The 16,839-nt window shown below is 60.2% G+C and carries 13 protein-coding genes, 3 tRNA genes and 1 riboswitch; of the genes, 15 read left to right on the top strand and 1 reads right to left on the bottom strand.

Features of this window, described 5'->3' with window-relative positions:
* Positions 1–226 precede the first annotated feature (226 nt).
* The 7 genes from BFP96_RS11500 to astE all read left to right on the top strand — a co-directional run bounded on the left by BFP96_RS11500 (position 227) and on the right by astE (position 7,973).
* Positions 227–1,447, top strand: a complete 1,221-nt coding sequence (locus BFP96_RS11500; RefSeq protein WP_065884425.1) for an aspartate aminotransferase family protein — start codon at positions 227–229, stop codon at positions 1,445–1,447.
* Positions 1,448–1,645: 198 nt separating this feature from the next.
* A complete protein-coding gene (gene aruF / locus BFP96_RS11495) occupies positions 1,646–2,665 on the top strand; it encodes an arginine/ornithine succinyltransferase subunit alpha (RefSeq protein WP_065884426.1) in 1,020 nt (339 codons plus the stop codon).
* A gap of 51 nt (positions 2,666–2,716) precedes the next feature.
* Positions 2,717–3,742: an arginine N-succinyltransferase gene (astA, locus tag BFP96_RS11490; protein ID WP_065884427.1), complete on the top strand. Its 1,026-nt coding sequence runs from the start codon at positions 2,717–2,719 to the stop codon at positions 3,740–3,742.
* A complete protein-coding gene (astD, locus tag BFP96_RS11485) occupies positions 3,739–5,208 on the top strand; it encodes a succinylglutamate-semialdehyde dehydrogenase (RefSeq protein ID WP_163001579.1) in 1,470 nt (489 codons plus the stop codon). Before astA ends, astD begins: the two co-directional genes overlap by 4 nt.
* 88 nt (positions 5,209–5,296) lie before the next feature.
* Complete coding sequence (astB, locus tag BFP96_RS11480; protein WP_065895867.1) at positions 5,297–6,643, top strand: N-succinylarginine dihydrolase; 1,347 nt, start codon at positions 5,297–5,299, stop codon at positions 6,641–6,643.
* A gap of 26 nt (positions 6,644–6,669) precedes the next feature.
* Positions 6,670–6,957, top strand: a complete 288-nt coding sequence (locus BFP96_RS11475; protein ID WP_065884430.1) for a topoisomerase II — start codon at positions 6,670–6,672, stop codon at positions 6,955–6,957.
* Between the two features lie 11 nt (positions 6,958–6,968).
* Positions 6,969–7,973 carry a succinylglutamate desuccinylase gene (gene astE / locus BFP96_RS11470; protein WP_065936185.1) on the top strand — a complete coding sequence of 335 codons (1,005 nt, stop codon included), beginning with the start codon at positions 6,969–6,971 and terminating at the stop codon, positions 7,971–7,973.
* Positions 7,974–8,104: 131 nt separating this feature from the next.
* Here the strand turns inward: astE and BFP96_RS11465 are convergent, their stop codons facing one another.
* On the bottom strand, positions 8,105–8,614 hold the full coding sequence (locus BFP96_RS11465; RefSeq protein ID WP_057723717.1) for a 6,7-dimethyl-8-ribityllumazine synthase: 510 nt from the start codon (positions 8,612–8,614) through the stop codon (positions 8,105–8,107).
* A 97-nt stretch (positions 8,615–8,711) separates the two neighbouring features.
* Positions 8,712–8,881: riboswitch (FMN riboswitch) on the bottom strand.
* Positions 8,882–9,071: 190 nt separating this feature from the next.
* Between BFP96_RS11465 and ltaE the strand changes: the two genes are divergently transcribed.
* The 8 genes from ltaE (at position 9,072) to mgtE (ending at position 16,822) form a co-directional block, all read left to right on the top strand.
* A complete protein-coding gene (gene ltaE, locus BFP96_RS11460; protein ID WP_065936186.1) occupies positions 9,072–10,076 on the top strand; it encodes a low-specificity L-threonine aldolase in 1,005 nt (334 codons plus the stop codon).
* Between the two features lie 146 nt (positions 10,077–10,222).
* On the top strand, positions 10,223–12,841 hold the full coding sequence (gene alaS / locus BFP96_RS11455; RefSeq protein WP_065936187.1) for an alanine--tRNA ligase: 2,619 nt from the start codon (positions 10,223–10,225) through the stop codon (positions 12,839–12,841).
* A 97-nt stretch (positions 12,842–12,938) separates the two neighbouring features.
* The gene (locus BFP96_RS11450; RefSeq protein ID WP_057723714.1) at positions 12,939–14,180 is read left to right on the top strand and encodes an aspartate kinase; all 1,242 of its coding nucleotides are present in this window, start codon (positions 12,939–12,941) and stop codon (positions 14,178–14,180) included.
* Positions 14,181–14,354: 174 nt separating this feature from the next.
* Positions 14,355–14,543 carry a carbon storage regulator CsrA gene (gene csrA, locus BFP96_RS11445; protein WP_003175645.1) on the top strand — a complete coding sequence of 63 codons (189 nt, stop codon included), beginning with the start codon at positions 14,355–14,357 and terminating at the stop codon, positions 14,541–14,543.
* 62 nt (positions 14,544–14,605) lie between these two features.
* Positions 14,606–14,696, top strand: a tRNA-Ser gene (locus BFP96_RS11440).
* A gap of 108 nt (positions 14,697–14,804) precedes the next feature.
* Positions 14,805–14,881 (top strand) — tRNA-Arg (locus BFP96_RS11435).
* 73 nt (positions 14,882–14,954) lie between these two features.
* Positions 14,955–15,031: transfer RNA gene (locus tag BFP96_RS11430), tRNA-Arg, on the top strand.
* Positions 15,032–15,379: 348 nt separating this feature from the next.
* Positions 15,380–16,822, top strand: a complete 1,443-nt coding sequence (mgtE, locus tag BFP96_RS11425; RefSeq protein ID WP_065892684.1) for a magnesium transporter — start codon at positions 15,380–15,382, stop codon at positions 16,820–16,822.
* Positions 16,823–16,839 lie beyond the last annotated feature (17 nt).

The raw sequence follows: 16,839 nt of genomic DNA, 5'->3' as shown, positions 1-16,839 counted from the left end.
GTTAGCGCGTCGCCACCCTTTCACCGGATATCCTGACGCAAACCTGATGCACCGTTTAAACTGCGCCATTGCGACGCTATTTGTCGCATTGGCGTAAACCCCCGAAAAACGCGGGTTGGCGCTATAAGAAGTTGTCGCTTGGCGACAAGGCCCAGCCGAAAACTGTCCTTACAATCCCTGCATCGCCCGCCAGTTCCAGGCAGGCGTTCCTCTTCAGGAGACTCCGATGTCCGTTGAGCAAGCCCCGGTGCAACGTGCCGATTTCGACCAGGTCATGGTGCCCAACTATGCACCTGCCGCCTTTATTCCCGTGCGTGGCGCAGGTTCGCGCGTGTGGGACCAGGCGGGTCGTGAGTTGATCGATTTTGCCGGCGGCATCGCGGTCAACGTATTGGGCCACGCCCATCCGGCGCTGGTCGGTGCGCTGACCGAACAGGCCAACAAACTGTGGCATGTCTCCAACGTGTTCACCAATGAGCCGGCGCTGCGCCTGGCTCATAAGCTGATCGACGCCACGTTTGCCGAGCGCGTGTTCTTCTGCAACTCCGGCGCCGAAGCCAACGAGGCCGCCTTCAAGCTGGCCCGTCGCGTCGCGTTCGACCGTTTCGGCAGCGAGAAGTACGAGATCATCGCCGCGCTGAACAGCTTCCACGGCCGTACGCTGTTCACCGTCAACGTCGGTGGCCAGTCCAAGTACTCCGATGGTTTCGGGCCGAAAATCACTGGCATCACCCATGTGCCTTACAACGACCTGGCTGCACTGAAGGCCGCTGTGTCGGACAAGACGTGCGCCGTGGTGCTGGAGCCGATCCAGGGTGAGGGCGGTGTATTGCCGGCCGAACTGACTTACCTGCAAGGCGCCCGCGAACTGTGCGACGCCCACGACGCGCTGTTGGTATTTGACGAAGTGCAAACCGGCATGGGCCGCAGCGGTCACCTGTTCGCCTACCAGCATTACGGCGTGACGCCGGACATCCTCACCAGCGCCAAGAGCCTGGGCGGCGGTTTCCCGATTGCCGCGATGCTCACCCGTGAAGACCTGGCCAAGCACCTGGTGGTCGGCACCCACGGCACCACCTATGGCGGCAACCCGCTGGCGTGCGCGGTGGCGGAAGCCGTGATCGACGTGATCAACACCCCCGAAGTGCTGGCCGGCGTGAATGCCAAACACGCGCTGTTCAAGGCGCGCCTGGAGCAGATCGGCACGCAATACGGCATCTTTACGCAAGTGCGCGGCATGGGCTTGCTGATCGGTTGTGTGCTCAGCGATGCATTCAAAGGCAGGGCCAAGGACGTGTTCAACGCCGCCGAGAAAGAGAACCTGATGATCCTGCAAGCCGGCCCGGACGTGCTGCGCTTTGCGCCAAGCCTGGTGGTGGAAGAGGCGGACATCAAGGAAGGCCTGGACCGTTTTGAACGTGCTGTGAAGACGTTGACCCAAGCCTGATAGCAACACATTTGGCAGGTCGGACCGTTTCCAAATGTGGGAAGGGGCTTGCCCCCGATGGCGGTGGATCAGTCCCCTGATTTATCAACTGACACACTGCTATCGGGGGCCAGCCCCCTCCCACGTGGGATCTGTGTGAACTCAGTTCCCGTGTCCGGTATTTTTTCCTATGAGTTTTTCGAGTTAAGGAGTGACACCATGCTGGTGATGCGCCCCGCGCAAATGGCTGATCTGGGCGAGGTACAGCGTCTGGCTGCGGACAGCCCGATTGGTGTGACTTCCTTGCCGGATGATGTGGAACGCCTGAGCGACAAGATCGCCGCCAGTGAAGCGTCCTTCGCGGCCGAAGTGAGTTTCAACGGTGAAGAAAGCTATTTCTTCGTGCTTGAAGACACCGACACCGGCAAGCTCGCCGGCTGCTCGGCCATCGTTGCTTCAGCCGGCTACTCCGAGCCGTTCTACAGTTTTCGTAACGAAACCTTTGTGCACGCCTCCCGCGAGCTGAAGATCCACAACAAGATCCACGTGCTTTCCCAGTGCCACGACCTGACCGGCAATAGCCTGCTCACCAGTTTCTACGTGAAGCCTGCATTGGTCGGTTCGCCGTGGTCGGAACTCAATTCCCGTGGTCGCCTGCTGTTCGTCGCCAGCCACCCGGAGCGCTTTGCCGATTCGGTGGTGACCGAGATCGTTGGCTACAGCGACGAAAACGGCGATTCGCCGTTCTGGGACGCCATCGGTCGCAACTTCTTCGACCTCAACTACGCCGCCGCCGAGCGCCTGTGCGGGCTGAAAAGCCGTACCTTCCTCGCCGAGCTGATGCCGCATTACCCGATCTACGTGCCGCTGCTGCCGGACGCAGCCCAGGAGGCCATGGGCCAGGTGCACCCGCGTGCACAGATCACCTTCGACATCCTGATGCGCGAAGGCTTCGAGACCGATCACTACATCGACATCTTCGACGGCGGCCCGACGCTGCACGCGCGGGTGTCGGGGATTCGCTCGATTGCCCAGAGCCGCGTGGTGCCGGTGAAAATCGGCGAGATGGCCAAGGGCGTCGGTCGCCAGTACCTGGTGAGCAACGCGCAGTTGCAGGATTACCGCGCGGTGATGCTGGAGCTGGACTACGCGCCGGGCAAGCCAGTGATTCTGGACCTGGAGGCAGCTGAAGCCCTGGGTGTGGGCGAAGGTGCGAGTGTGCGCCTGGTTGCGGTTTAAAAAGAGAGTTTCGCGGGTGGCTGACCACAGCGGCCCGTTCGAGGAGATAGCATGATCGTTCGTCCCGTACGCAGCAGCGATTTACCGGCCCTGATTGACCTGGCGCGCAGCACCGGCACCGGCCTCACCACCTTGCCGGCCAACGAAGAGCGCCTGACCCATCGCGTGGGCTGGGCGGAGAAAACCTTTCGCGGCGAAGCCGGGCGCGGCGATGCGGACTACCTGTTCGTGCTGGAAAACGACGAAGGTCGGGTAGTGGGGATTTCGGCCATTGCCGGCGCCGTCGGCCTGCGCGAGCCCTGGTACAACTTCCGGGTCGGCCTGACGGTCAGCGCCTCCCAGGAGTTGAATATCTACCGCGAAATTCCGACGTTGTTCCTGGCCAACGACCTCACCGGCAATTCCGAGCTGTGCTCGTTGTTCCTGCACGCCGATTACCGCAACGGCCTCAATGGCCGCATGCTGGCCAAGGCGCGCCTGTTGTTCATCGCCGAATTCCCGCAATTGTTTGGCAACAAGATCATTGCCGAGATGCGCGGCGTGTCCAACGAGGCAGGGCGCTCGCCGTTCTGGGAAAGCCTGGGCCGACACTTCTTCAAGATGGAGTTCAGCCAGGCCGACTACCTCACCGGCGTCGGCAACAAGGCGTTTATCGCCGAGCTGATGCCGAAGTTTCCGCTGTACAGCTGCTTTCTTTCCGAAGACGCGCGCAACGTGATCGGCAAGGTGCATCCGGACACCGAGCCGGCGCTGAGCATGCTCAAGAGCGAAGGCTTCAGCTACCAGGGCTATGTGGATATTTTCGACGCGGGCCCGGCGGTGGAGTGTGAAACCAGCAAGATTCGTGCGGTGCGCGACAGCCAGGCGCTGGTGCTGGCAATCGGCACGCCGGGGGACGACGCCACGCCGTTCCTGATCCATAACCGCAAACGCGAAGACTGCCGCATCACGGCCGCACCGGCCCGCCTGGCTGCGGGCACGTTGGTGGTCGATCCCCAGACCGCCAGGCGCCTGCAGTTGGTGGTCGGTGATCAAGTGCGTGCTGTTGCGTTGTCTGCTGCTCGGGAGTCGAAATAATGAATTCGTTGTACATCGCAGGTAGCTGGCTGGCTGGCCAGGGTGAACTGTTTGAGTCGCGTAACCCGGTCACCCAGCAAGTGCTGTGGAGCGGCAATGGCGCGACGGCCGAACAGGTCGAGTCCGCCGTGCAGGCTGCGCGTCAGGCGTTTCCAGGCTGGGCTCGGCAGTCGTTGGAAGAGCGCATCGGTGTGCTCGAAACCTTCGCCGCCACGCTGAAAAGCCGCGCTGATGAAATCGCCCGCTGCATTGGTGAGGAAACTGGCAAGCCGCTGTGGGAATCGGCGACTGAAGTCACCAGCATGGCCAACAAGATCGCCATCTCGGTGCAAAGTTATCGCGAGCGTACCGGCGAGAAGAGCGGCGCCCTGGGCGACGCCACCGCTGTGCTGCGCCACAAGCCTCACGGTGTGGTGGCGGTGTTCGGCCCCTACAACTTTCCCGGTCACTTGCCGAACGGGCATATTGTCCCGGCGCTGCTGGCGGGTAACACCGTGCTGTTCAAACCGAGCGAGCTGACGCCCAAAGTTGCCGAGCTGACCGTGCAGTGCTGGATCGAAGCGGGTTTACCGGCGGGTGTATTGAACCTGCTGCAAGGCGCGCGGGAAACCGGTATCGCGCTGGCGGCCAACCCAGGCATCGACGGTCTGTTCTTCACCGGTTCCAGCCGAACCGGCAACCACCTGCACCAGCAGTTCTCCGGGCGTCCGGACAAGATCCTGGCCCTGGAAATGGGTGGCAACAACCCGCTGGTGGTAGACGAAGTGGCCGACGTGGATGCGGCGGTGTACACCATCATCCAGTCGGCGTTTATCTCCGCCGGCCAGCGCTGCACCTGCGCCCGTCGCTTGCTGGTGCCGGAAGGCGCCTGGGGCGATGCGTTGCTGGCACGTCTGGTAGCGGTCAGCGCCGCCATTGAAGTGGGCGCGTTCGACCAGCAACCGCCGCCATTCATGGGCTCGGTGATTTCCCTGGCTGCCGCCAAAGCCTTGATGGACGCCCAGGAACTGATGTTGGCCAATGGCGCTGTGGCGCTGCTGGAAATGACCCAACCCCGGGACCAGGCCGCCTTGCTGACCCCGGGCATCATCGACGTGACCTCAGTGACCGAGCGCGAAGACGAAGAACTGTTCGGCCCGCTGTTGCAGGTGATTCGCTACGCAGATTTTGCTTCGGCGATTGCCGAGGCCAACGACACCCAGTACGGCCTGGCCGCAGGCCTGCTGTCGGATTCCGAGGCGCGTTACCAGCAGTTCTGGCTGGAAAGCCGCGCCGGTATCGTCAACTGGAACAAACAGCTGACCGGCGCCGCCAGCACCGCGCCGTTTGGCGGGGTCGGGGCCTCGGGTAACCATCGCGCCAGTGCGTATTACGCGGCCGATTATTGCGCGTACCCGGTGGCGTCGCTGGAGACCCCAACGTTGGCGGTGCCCGCCACGCTAACACCTGGCATTACGCTTATTTGAATGTGGGAGGGGGCAAGCCCCCTCCCACACTGAATCTGTGGTGTGTTGAAGATTGCCTATAAGAACAGATGTTCGTGGAGCCTCGCCGATGAAATCCTATGAAGTCAATTTTGACGGTCTAGTGGGGCCGACCCATAACTACGGCGGCTTGTCCTTCGGCAACGTCGCGTCCCAGAGCAACAGCCAGCAGCATTCCAACCCCAGGGAAGCGGCGTTGCAGGGGCTGCAAAAAATGAAAGCGCTGATGGACATGGGCTTTGTGCAAGGCGTACTCGCGCCCCAGGAGCGCCCGGATGTGGCCGCTCTGCGCAACCTCGGTTTCAGCGGCACCGACGCTCAGGTCATCGAGCAGGCGGCCAGGCACGCCATGCCGTTGTTGGTGGCGAGCTGCTCGGCGTCGAGCATGTGGGTGGCCAACGCCGCCACGGTCAGTCCCAGCGCCGACACGGCGGATGGCCGCGTGCATTTCACCGCTGCCAACCTCAACTGCAAATACCACCGCAGCATCGAACACCCGACCACCAGCCGCGTGCTGGGGGCGATGTTCGCCGACCAGAAGCACTTCGCCCACCACGCGGCATTGCCGGCGGTGGCACAGTTTGGCGATGAGGGCGCGGCCAATCACACGCGCTTTTGCCGTGAATACGGTGAGGCCGGCGTCGAGTTCTTCGTGTTTGGCCGCAGTGCGTTCGATGCTCGCTACCCGGCCCCGCAAAAATATCCAGCGCGCCAGACACTCGAGGCGTCCCAGGCGGTTGCACGTCTGCACGGCCTGAAGGATGACGGCGTGGTCTACGCCCAGCAGAACCCGGCGGTGATCGATGCCGGTGTGTTCCACAACGACGTGATCGCGGTCGGCAACGGCGAGGTGCTGTTCTACCACGAGGACGCGTTCCTCAACACCGAACAGATGCTCGCCGAACTGCAGGGCAAGTTGGGCAAGCGGGGCGGCAACTTCCAGTCCGTGTGTGTGCCGCGTTCCCAGGTCAGCGTCGAAGATGCGGTGCGCTCCTACTTGTTCAACAGCCAGTTGCTGACACGTCCCGATGGCTCGATGCTGCTGATCGTGCCGGAAGAATGCCGCGCCAACCCGCGCGTCTGGGCGTACCTGCAGCACCTCACGGCCAGCGGCGGCTTGATCCGCGAAGTGAAGGTGTTCGACCTCAAGCAAAGCATGCAGAACGGCGGCGGCCCGGCGTGCCTGCGTTTGCGTGTGGCGTTGAACGAAACCGAACTGGCGGCGGTGAATCCAGGCGTTATCATGACCGCGCCGCTGTACGACACCCTGACCCAATGGGTCAACAGGCACTACCGCGACAGCCTGCGCGAAACCGACCTGGCTGACCCGCAATTGCTGCTTGAGTGCCGGACGGCACTGGATGAACTGACGCAAATCCTTAAACTGGGCTCGGTTTATCCTTTCCAGATCAATTAACGCCCTACGGCTGAGATATTTTATTTATGACCGACACCCTGAAGCTGATCCTTGAAGACACCGACGGCACCCAGCTGGAAACCTCCTGCACCCGCGTTGCCGTGGTCTGGCAGGGCAAGGAGATCTGGATCCAGCATGACGGCCGTGGCCAACTGCTGATCGGTGTGGATGTGGAAGAGGGCGACGCCGAGTACGCCAACCTGCTGATGCGCCCGCTGGCGACCAACCTGATGAGCCTGGAACTGGAAATGGAACCGGCTGACGTCGAAGGAGATGACGACGATCACGTCCACGGCCCAGGCTGCAACCACTAAGGAAGCTGCTTATGCTCGCCCTCGGCAAACTGCTTGAACTGACCCTCGCCGGTCGCGAACCGGCGCAAAAAATTCAACTGACTGTCGACGGCGTGCAAATGCGCTGGCTCAGTGAGGGCGCGCTTGAAGTGCGCCCGCCTGAAGCCCGGGACAATGGCGGCGACCTGCTGCTGTCGTCCGGCATCCATGGCAACGAAACCGCGCCGATCGAACTGCTCGACCGCCTGTTGCATGGCATCGCCCGTGGGGAGATCAAGCCCCGCACCCGTATTCTGTTCCTGTTCGGCAACCCCGAGGCCATGCGTCGCGGCGAGCGTTACCTTGAACTGGACATCAACCGGCTGTTCAACGGCCGGCATGAAAGCAACATTGGTCCCGAAGCCATGCGCGCCGCCGAACTTGAACAGTTGGCCCGCAGCTTTTTCAGCCAGCCGGGCCGTTCGCGCCTGCATTACGACCTGCACACCGCGATTCGCGGCTCGAAGATCGAGCAATTTGCGCTGTACCCGTGGAAAGAAGGGCGCCAGCATTCGCGCCGTGAGCTGGAGCGCCTGCGCGCCGCCGGAATGGAGGCGGTGCTGCTGCAGAACAAAGCCTCTATCACCTTCACGGCGTTCACCTACGAACGACTCGACGCCGAGGCCTTCACCCTGGAGCTGGGCAAGGCCCGTCCTTTCGGCCAGAACCAGAGCGTGGATGTGTCCAGGCTGGAGACGCGCCTCAAGCACATCATCGAAGGCACCGAGCCTGAGACAGGCGACCTCGACGGCTTGAAGCTGTTCGCCGTCGCACGGGAAATCATCAAGCACAGCGACGCGTTCCTACTGCATTTGCCGGCGGACGTGGAAAACTTTTCGGAATTGGAAAAGGGGTATCTGCTGGCCGAAGATGTGGCCCAGACCCGCTGGGTGATCGAGGAGGAGGGCGTACGCATCATCTTCCCCAACCCGAAGGTGAAGAATGGTTTGCGCGCGGGAATTCTCATCGTGCCGACCACAGAAGCTGGCCTTGCATAGATCTCAGGCCTGACTGGCTTCAAATGTGGGAGGGGGCTTGCCCCCGATAGCGGTGTTTCAGCTACAGATGAGCTGACTGACACACCGCCATCGGGGGCAAGCCCCCTCCCACACTCGTTTTGCGGTGTTGCTTAGACCGCTACAGCACGCGGCTCGCTACGACGGATCGCCCGCACCTTGTGCAGGGTGTCGGCACACGTACGCGCAGCTTCCTGGCCCTTGTGCACGAAATGCTCGTAGAAGAAGGTGGTGTGTTCGCTGCCCCCGTGGAAATGGTGGGGAGTCAGGGATACCGAAAATACCGGCACTTCGGTTTCCAACTGCACCTGCATCAGGCCGCTGACCACCGATTGGGCGACGAATTCGTGACGATAAATGCCGCCGTCCACCACCAGCGCGGCGGCGACGATACCGGCGTAACGGCCGGTCTTGGCCAGCAGCTTGGCGTGCAGGGGCATTTCAAAGGCGCCGCCGACTTCGAAGAAATCGATGTCCGATTCCTGGTAGCCCTGGGCGATCATTTCGGCGAGGAAGCCTTTGCGCGACTGGTCGACAATATCCTTGTGCCAGCAGGCCTGGATAAACGCGACACGCTCGCCGTGATGGTTTTTGCTTTTGCTGTCGATTGCGGTGGGTTGCATGTTCTGACTCCTGTTTAAGAAAAAAACAGGGCGTTATGAATCGAATGGGATTTAAGGGTACGCGTGCGCGAACAGGCGCGCGGCCCTTAGGTGCCAATCCCGTTCTCTCTTCATCCGGACTATGACCGTCGGCCCCGGGATCACACCGGGTCTGCTGACCTTGTCGCCGTCCTGCCTGAGCAGTTCGAGGCGCCAAGCGCTCGCGGGCTATGCACATTGCGCGCAATTACCGCCGGTGGGGAATTACACCCCGCCCTGAGAACGTTGCCGCCAGAACCCTGGCGGCGCAGAGTTTTTAACATGGTTTTTCAAAAACTGCACGGTTGCCGTATCGATAAGCTATATCGGTTTGTTTGGTGGGTATTCGATTGAGTGCAGCGGGGACTTGATATTGCGTGGCTTTGCCCGCAGTAATCACTCACAAAAGGACTTATCCATTCCGTTAGAGGCCCCCTTCATGACCGTGATCGACCTGCGCAGCGACACCGTGACTCAACCCACCCCCGGTATGCTCGATGCGATGGCCAGCGCCGTCAGCGGTGATGACGTCTACGGCGAAGACCCCAGCGTCAACCAACTGGAGGCTGAACTGGCCAGGCGCCTGGGGTTCGACGCTGCGCTGTTCGTGCCCACCGGCACCATGAGCAACCTGCTGGCGTTGATGGCCCACTGTGAGCGCGGCGAGGAATATATCGTCGGGCAACAGGCCCATACCTACAAATACGAAGGCGGCGGGGCGGCCGTGCTCGGTTCAATCCAGCCGCAGCCGCTGGAAGTGCAGGCCGACGGTTCCCTCGACCTGAATCACGTGCTCGACGCCATCAAGCCCGACGACTTCCACTTCGCCCGTACGCGCTTGCTGGCGCTGGAAAACACCATGCAGGGCAAGGTGCTGCCGCTGGAATATCTGGCCCGGGCGCGTGCGTTTACCCGTGAACACGGCCTGGCTTTGCACTTGGATGGCGCGCGGCTTTACAACGCAGCGGTCAAATTGGGCGTGGAGGCACGAGAGATTGCCCGGCATTTCGATTCGGTGTCGGTGTGCCTGTCCAAGGGGCTCGGCGCACCGGTCGGCTCGGTGCTGTGCGGTTCCACCGCGTTGATCGCCAAGGCGCGGCGCCTGCGCAAGATGGTCGGCGGCGGCATGCGCCAGGCCGGTTCCCTGGCGGCGGCGGGCCTGTATGCCCTGGATCACCAGGTGCAGCGTTTGGCCGATGACCACGCCAATGCGCAGTGGCTGGGGGATGCGTTGCGCCAGGCCGGTTATACGGTCGAGCCGGTACAGACCAACATGGTCTATGTGCAGATGGGCGATCGGGCGCAGGCCCTGAAAGGCTTTGCCGCCGAGCACGGGATCAAGTTGAGCGCCGCGCCGCGTCTGCGCATGGTCACGCATTTGGATGTCAGTCGGGCCCAGATTGAGCAAGTCGTGCAGACATTCGTCGCATTTTCGCGGAAATGACAGTGCAGGCCGTCTAATTGACTGTTTCTATCACATAAACACGCTGTACCACCGGCAAAGGGCCGATATAATGCGGCCCTTTGCCGTCGCTTCGTCTGATGATGTTGCGCACTGGCCTTTGGCCGCAGCCTCCGTGGAAGAACCTAATGAAAAGCGCAGAAATCCGTGAAGCCTTCCTTCGCTTCTTCGAAGAGCAAGGCCACACCCGTGTAGCCTCAAGCTCCTTGATCCCAGGCAATGACCCAACCCTGCTGTTCACTAACGCGGGGATGAACCAGTTCAAGGACTGCTTCCTGGGCCAGGAAAAGCGCGCCTACACCCGCGCCACCAGCAGTCAGAAGTGCGTACGCGCCGGCGGCAAGAACAGCGATCTGGAAAACGTCGGTTACACCGCGCGCCACCACACCTTCTTCGAAATGCTGGGCAACTTCAGCTTTGGCGATTATTTCAAGAAAGACGCGATCACCTTTGCCTGGACCTTCCTGACCGGCGTGCTGAAGCTGCCCAAGGAAAAGCTCTGGGTCACCGTCTACGCGACGGATGACGAAGCGTATGACATCTGGACCCAGCAAATCGGTGTGCCCGCCGAACGCATGATCCGCATCGGTGACAACAAGGGCGCGCCTTACGCGTCCGATAACTTCTGGACCATGGGCGATACCGGCCCGTGCGGCCCCTGCACCGAGATTTTCTACGATCACGGCGCCGACATCTGGGGCGGCCCGCCGGGTTCGCCGGATGAAGATGGCGACCGCTATATCGAAATCTGGAACAACGTGTTCATGCAGTTCAACCGCACCGCCGATGGCGTGTTGCATCCGTTGCCGGCACCGTCGGTGGACACCGGCATGGGGCTGGAGCGCATCAGTGCGGTCATGCAGCACGTTCACTCCAACTATGAAATCGACCTGTTTACCAACCTGTTGAGTGCCTCGGCTGCGGCCATTGGCTGCGCCAATGAGAGCCAGTCTTCGCTCAAGGTGGTCTCGGACCACATCCGTTCCTGCGGTTTCCTGATTGCCGATGGCGTGTTGCCGTCCAACGAAGGCCGGGGCTATGTGCTGCGCCGCATTATCCGTCGCGCCTGCCGTCACGGTAACAAACTGGGTGCGACCGGCAGCTTCTTCTACAAGATCGTGGCTGCGCTGGTGGCCGAGATGGGCGACGCCTTTCCGGAACTCAAGCAGCAACAAGCCAACATCGAGCGGGTGCTCAAGGCTGAAGAAGAGCAGTTCTCCAAGACCCTGGAGCATGGCCTGAAAATCCTCGAGCAGGACCTGGCTGAGCTCAAGGGTACGGTGGTGCCGGGCGACGTGGTGTTCAAGCTTTACGACACCTACGGTTTCCCAATGGACCTGACCGCCGACATCGCCCGCGAACGCGAGCTGACCGTCGATGAGGTAGGTTTTGAGCGCGAGATGGAGGCCCAGCGTGTGCGCGCGCGTTCGGCCAGCTCGTTTGGCCTGGACTACAACACCTTGGTCAAGGTTGATGTACCCACCGAGTTCATCGGCTACAAGGCAACCGCCGGCTCCGCCAAAATCGTTGCCATTTATAAAGACGGCAAGTCAGTCGATGTGCTGAACGAGGGCGATGAAGCGGTCGTGGTCCTGGACCAGACGCCGTTCTACGCTGAGTCGGGTGGCCAGATCGGTGACTGTGGTTTCCTCGGTTCGACGTCCGGTCGTTTCGAGGTGCGCGACACCACCAAGACCGGTGGTGCGTTCCTGCACCATGGTGTGTTGGTGCTGGGCAACCTGGTCGTGGGTGCGCCGGTCGATACTCAGGTCGATGCCGATGTACGGCATGCAACCGCGCTGAACCATTCGGCCACTCACTTGCTGCACGCTGCGTTGCGCCAGGTGCTCGGTGAGCATGTCCAGCAGAAGGGGTCGTTGGTCGATAGCCAGCGCCTGCGTTTCGATTTCAGCCATTTCGAAGCGATCAAGCCTGAGCAGATCAAGGCGCTGGAAGATATCGTCAACGCGGAAATTCGCAGGAACAGCCCGGTTGAAACCGAGGAAACGGATATCGAGACCGCCAGGAACAAAGGCGCCATGGCGCTGTTCGGCGAGAAATACGGCGACCAAGTGCGCGTACTGAGCATGGGCGGCAGCTTCTCGGTGGAACTGTGTGGCGGTATCCACGCCAATCGCACCGGTGACATCGGCCTGTTGAAAATCATCAGCGAAGGCGGCGTGGCCTCGGGTGTGCGCCGTATCGAGGCGGTGACCGGCGCCGCGGCGCTGGCCTACCTCAATGCCGCCGAAGAACAACTCAAGGAAGCGGCCGGCCTGGTCAAGGGCAGCCGCGACAATCTGATCGACAAGCTGTCCGCCGTGCTTGAGCGCAACCGCGCGCTGGAGAAACAGCTGGAGCAGTTGCAGGCCAAGGCAGCCAGTGCCGCGGGCGACGATCTGTCGGCCTCGGCGGTTGACGTCAAGGACGTAAAAGTCCTGGCGGCGCGCCTGGACGGTCAGGACGGCAAGGCGTTGCTGGCCTTGGTCGATCAGTTGAAGAACAAGCTCGGCCGCGCAGTGATCCTGCTCGGCAGTGTCCATGAGGATAAGGTCGTTCTGGTTGCCGGTGTAACCAAGGACCTGACTGGCCAACTCAAAGCCGGTGATTTGATGAAGCAAGCTGCTGCGGCAGTGGGCGGCAAGGGCGGTGGTCGTCCGGACATGGCGCAAGGCGGTGGTGTGGATGCCGGCGCCCTGGACGCGGCCCTGGCCTTGGCCGTGCCGTTTGTCGAGGCAGGTATTTAAGGCGCTGTTAATGAGCCCATGGTTTAGTCGTGGGCTCGCTCGGTTGCTGGAAGATTCGTTTATTGGGCGCCCCTTTACGGGCTGAGGCGGCTTAGAAATGGCTTTGATCGTACAGAAATTCGGAGGCACCTCGGTCGGTTCTGTCGAAAGAATCGAGCAGGTCGCCGACAAGGTTAAGAAGTTCCGTGATGCCGGCGACGACCTGGTGGTCGTGCTGTCGGCCATGAGCGGCGAGACCAATCGCCTGATCGACCTGGCCAAGGCCATCAGCGGTGATCAACAGCCGCTGCCGCGTGAGCTGGATGTCATTGTGTCCACCGGTGAGCAGGTGACTATTGCGTTGCTGGCCATGGCGTTGAACAAGCGCGGTGTGCCGGCGGTGTCCTACACTGGTAGCCAGGTGCGCATTCTTACCGACAGCGCGCATACCAAGGCGCGCATCCTGCAGATCGACGATCAGAAGATTCGTGCCGATCTGAAGGCTGGACGCGTGGTGGTTGTAGCCGGTTTCCAGGGGGTGGACGAGCAGGGCAATATCACCACCCTCGGGCGTGGCGGTTCGGATACCACGGGCGTGGCGCTGGCAGCGGCTCTCAAGGCCGACGAATGCCAGATCTATACCGATGTGGATGGCGTCTACACCACTGATCCGCGCGTTGTGTCCGTGGCCCAGCGCCTGGACAAGATCACCTTTGAAGAGATGCTGGAAATGGCCAGCCTTGGTTCCAAGGTGTTGCAGATCCGTGCGGTGGAGTTCGCCGGCAAGTACAACGTTCCGCTGCGCGTACTGCACAGCTTCAAGGAGGGTCCGGGCACCCTCATTACTATTGATGAAGAGGAATCCATGGAACAGCCGATCATTTCCGGCATCGCTTTCAACCGCGACGAAGCCAAGCTGACGATCCGTGGCGTGCCAGACACTCCAGGTGTGGCCTTCAAGATCCTCGGCCCTATCAGCGGTGCGAATATCGAAGTCGACATGATCGTGCAGAACGTTTCGCACGATAACACCACCGATTTCACCTTCACCGTGCACCGCAACGAGTACGATGCGGCCGAGCGTATCCTGCAGAACACGGCGAAGGAGATCGGCGCCCGTGAAGTGATCGGTGATACCAAGATCGCCAAGGTATCGATCGTGGGCGTGGGCATGCGCTCCCACGCAGGTGTTGCCAGCCGCATGTTCGAGGCGCTGGCCAAGGAAAGTATCAACATCCAGATGATCTCTACATCAGAGATCAAAGTCTCGGTGGTGATCGAGGAGAAGTACCTGGAGCTGGCTGTGCGCGCGCTGCATACCGCTTTTGAGCTGGACGCTCCGGCCCGACAGGGCGAGTGATGCGATGCCAGAAAGGCGCGGCTTACCGCGCCTTTCATTTTTTTGTTGAGCGCATGTTCTTTTGCGTGGGCTCGACAATACTTAGGCGGTAGGGCTATGGCCGTCTGGTTGTAGGTCCAATGCCTTTTTTTTGCAGACTGTTGTTCCTGAAATGAATTGCGTGAGGTGAAAGGTATGTTGATTCTGACTCGTCGTTGCGCAGAAAGCCTGATTATCGGTGATGGCGAAATCACCGTGACCGTGCTCGGCGTCAAAGGCAATCAAGTGCGTATCGGGGTTAACGCTCCGAAAGAGGTAGCGGTCCATCGCGAGGAAATCTACCTGCGGATCAAGAAAGAGAAGGACGAAGAACCAAGCCTTTAATTTTTATCGTTTTTTATGTTTGCAAACGGGGAGGAACGTGGTTAATATACGCCCCGTGTTGCGGAGAGCTGGCCGAGTGGCCGAAGGCGCTCCCCTGCTAAGGGAGTACACCTCAAAAGGGTGTCGGGGGTTCGAATCCCCCGTTCTCCGCCATTATTTGCTTAGTACGTTGCAATCTGGTTTTTTCGGTAAGTTGTTGAAAATACTCGAAAAAATAGCTTTACATAGAGATTGAACGGCCTATAATGCGCGGCAACAAATGCACTCGTAGCTCAGCTGGATAGAGTACTCGGCTACGAACCGAGCGGTCACAGGTTCGAATCCTGTCGAGTGCACCATTTAAGAGTTGGTTGCAGTAATGCAGGTGACTTGGCTCCAACCAGTTGTGATCTGGTCTAAAAAGCACAATCTGCACTCGTAGCTCAGCTGGATAGAGTACTCGGCTACGAACCGAGCGGTCACAGGTTCGAATCCTGTCGAGTGCACCATACAAACAAAAAGCCCGCCTAGTGCGGGCTTTTTGCCGTCTGGGGTTTGTGTAGGTTTTATCCTGGCGCAGGCCTTTTTCGATTTTCCGTGTGTTTTCCCTTCCGGCTGTGTCGTCGCAGTTCATGGATGCAGCCAATACTCAACTTTGGCTTGCAAGCGCTTGTTCTTTCCAGTTTTTTGACGTTAAAAGCGGTTGGTCGGTGTATCATGCGCCGGTCAGCCCCGCCGGGGCTTATGGACTGCCTCCATGGACTTACCCAGTAGTTACTCAGTACCCCGCTTTACCAATCATGAATTGACTGATTGATCCTTCCGGCGCGCTCCGCTGCTGGGGGTGGAGTTCGCCTATGACCGAAGTAGAAGTAAAGAAAACACAAGAAAGCCTGCAGGATCGTCTGGCTCAAGTTATCGAGCTGCTGCAGCGCCAGCGCGTGGTCGAAGACCTCACGCACCGCCAGGAAGGTCCGCACCATGACCGCGTCGAAAACCTGGTTCACCGGCAAAATCTTGTCGAGTTGCAACGTAAGCTGGATGACCTGCACTCCGCCGACGTCGCTTACATCCTCGAAGCCTTGCCGTTGGATGATCGGCTGACGCTCTGGCAACTGGTCAAGGCTGATCGCGACGGCGACATTCTCCTCGAAGTATCCGATTCGGTTCGCGAAACCCTGATTGCCGACATGGACGATCATGAGCTCCTGGCTGCGGCCAAGGAGATGGACGCGGACGAACTGGCCGACCTGGCGCCTGAATTGCCGCGTGATGTTGTTCATGAGCTGATGGAGGCGTTGGACACTCAGCAGCGTGAGCGTGTGCGTTCGGCACTGTCTTATGATGAAGACCAGGTCGGCGCGCTGATGGACTTCGAGATGGTCACCATCCGCGAGGATGTCAGCCTGGAAGTGGTGTTGCGCTACCTGCGTCGTCTCAAAGAGCTGCCTGGCCACACCGACAAGCTGTTTGTGGTCGACTACGAAGGCATCCTCAAGGGCGTATTGCCCATCAAGCGCCTGCTGGTAAATGATCCGGAGAAGAGGGTTGCTGACCTGATGGCCAGCGATACCGTGAGCTTTCATCCGGATGAAGATGCCTACGACGCGGCCCAGGCTTTTGAGCGTTACGACTTGATCTCGGCTCCGGTGGTCGACAAGAACGGCAAGCTGATCGGCCGTCTGACAATCGATGAAATCGTCGACTTGATTCGCGAAGAGAGTGAAACCGAAGTCCTCAACATGGCAGGTTTGCGTGAAGAGGAAGACATTTTTGCGTCAGTCTGGCGTTCGTTGCATAACCGCTGGGCGTGGCTGGCCGTCAATTTGATTACCGCGTTTATCGCGTCCCGCGTGATCGGTCTGTTTGAAGGCTCCATCGAAAAGTTGGTGGCCTTGGCAGCTTTGATGCCGATAGTGGCTGGCATCGGCGGCAATTCCGGTAACCAGACTATCACCATGATCGTACGTGCCATGGCCTTGGATCAGGTCAGTACCGCAAACTCTTCGCGTCTGTTGCGCAAGGAATTGGCGGTGGGCCTTATCAATGGCCTGGTATGGGGCGGAGTGATAGGGGTGGTGGCTTACTTGCTATATGGCAGTTGGTCGTTGGGCGTGGTGATGACCGCTGCCATGACTCTCAATTTATTGTTGGCTGCCTTGATGGGGGTTCTGATTCCCATGACCTTGGCGCGTTTGGGGCGCGATCCTGCGATGGGGGCCAGCGTGATGATTACGGCCATGACCGACAGTGGGGGCTTTTTCATCTTCCTGGGCTTGGCCACCATCTTCCTGCTCTGACCTTCCCTGCGAGGGCA

The organism is Pseudomonas sp. 34 E 7, from assembly GCF_900005715.1.
Classification (GTDB): Bacteria; Pseudomonadota; Gammaproteobacteria; order Pseudomonadales; family Pseudomonadaceae; genus Aquipseudomonas; species Aquipseudomonas orientalis_A.
The sequence above is the reverse complement of the archived record's forward strand: the minus strand, read 5'-3'. Positions and strand labels throughout refer to the sequence as shown.

Bases quoted from the DNA above. Each gene is read 5' to 3' on its own strand.
- BFP96_RS11500 (WP_065884425.1), top strand. From the start codon at position 227: ATGTCCGTTGAGCAAGCCCCGGTGCAACGTGCCGATTTCGACCAGGTC.
- aruF (WP_065884426.1), top strand. From the start codon at position 1,646: ATGCTGGTGATGCGCCCCGCGCAAATGGCTGATCTGGGCGAGGTACAG.
- astA (WP_065884427.1), top strand. From the start codon at position 2,717: ATGATCGTTCGTCCCGTACGCAGCAGCGATTTACCGGCCCTGATTGAC.
- astB (WP_065895867.1), top strand. From the start codon at position 5,297: ATGAAATCCTATGAAGTCAATTTTGACGGTCTAGTGGGGCCGACCCAT.
- BFP96_RS11475 (WP_065884430.1), top strand. From the start codon at position 6,670: ATGACCGACACCCTGAAGCTGATCCTTGAAGACACCGACGGCACCCAG.
- astE (WP_065936185.1), top strand. From the start codon at position 6,969: ATGCTCGCCCTCGGCAAACTGCTTGAACTGACCCTCGCCGGTCGCGAA.
- BFP96_RS11465 (WP_057723717.1), bottom strand. From the start codon at position 8,614: ATGCAACCCACCGCAATCGACAGCAAAAGCAAAAACCATCACGGCGAG.
- ltaE (WP_065936186.1), top strand. From the start codon at position 9,072: ATGACCGTGATCGACCTGCGCAGCGACACCGTGACTCAACCCACCCCC.
- alaS (WP_065936187.1), top strand. From the start codon at position 10,223: ATGAAAAGCGCAGAAATCCGTGAAGCCTTCCTTCGCTTCTTCGAAGAG.
- BFP96_RS11450 (WP_057723714.1), top strand. From the start codon at position 12,939: ATGGCTTTGATCGTACAGAAATTCGGAGGCACCTCGGTCGGTTCTGTC.
- csrA (WP_003175645.1), top strand. From the start codon at position 14,355: ATGTTGATTCTGACTCGTCGTTGCGCAGAAAGCCTGATTATCGGTGAT.
- mgtE (WP_065892684.1), top strand. From the start codon at position 15,380: ATGACCGAAGTAGAAGTAAAGAAAACACAAGAAAGCCTGCAGGATCGT.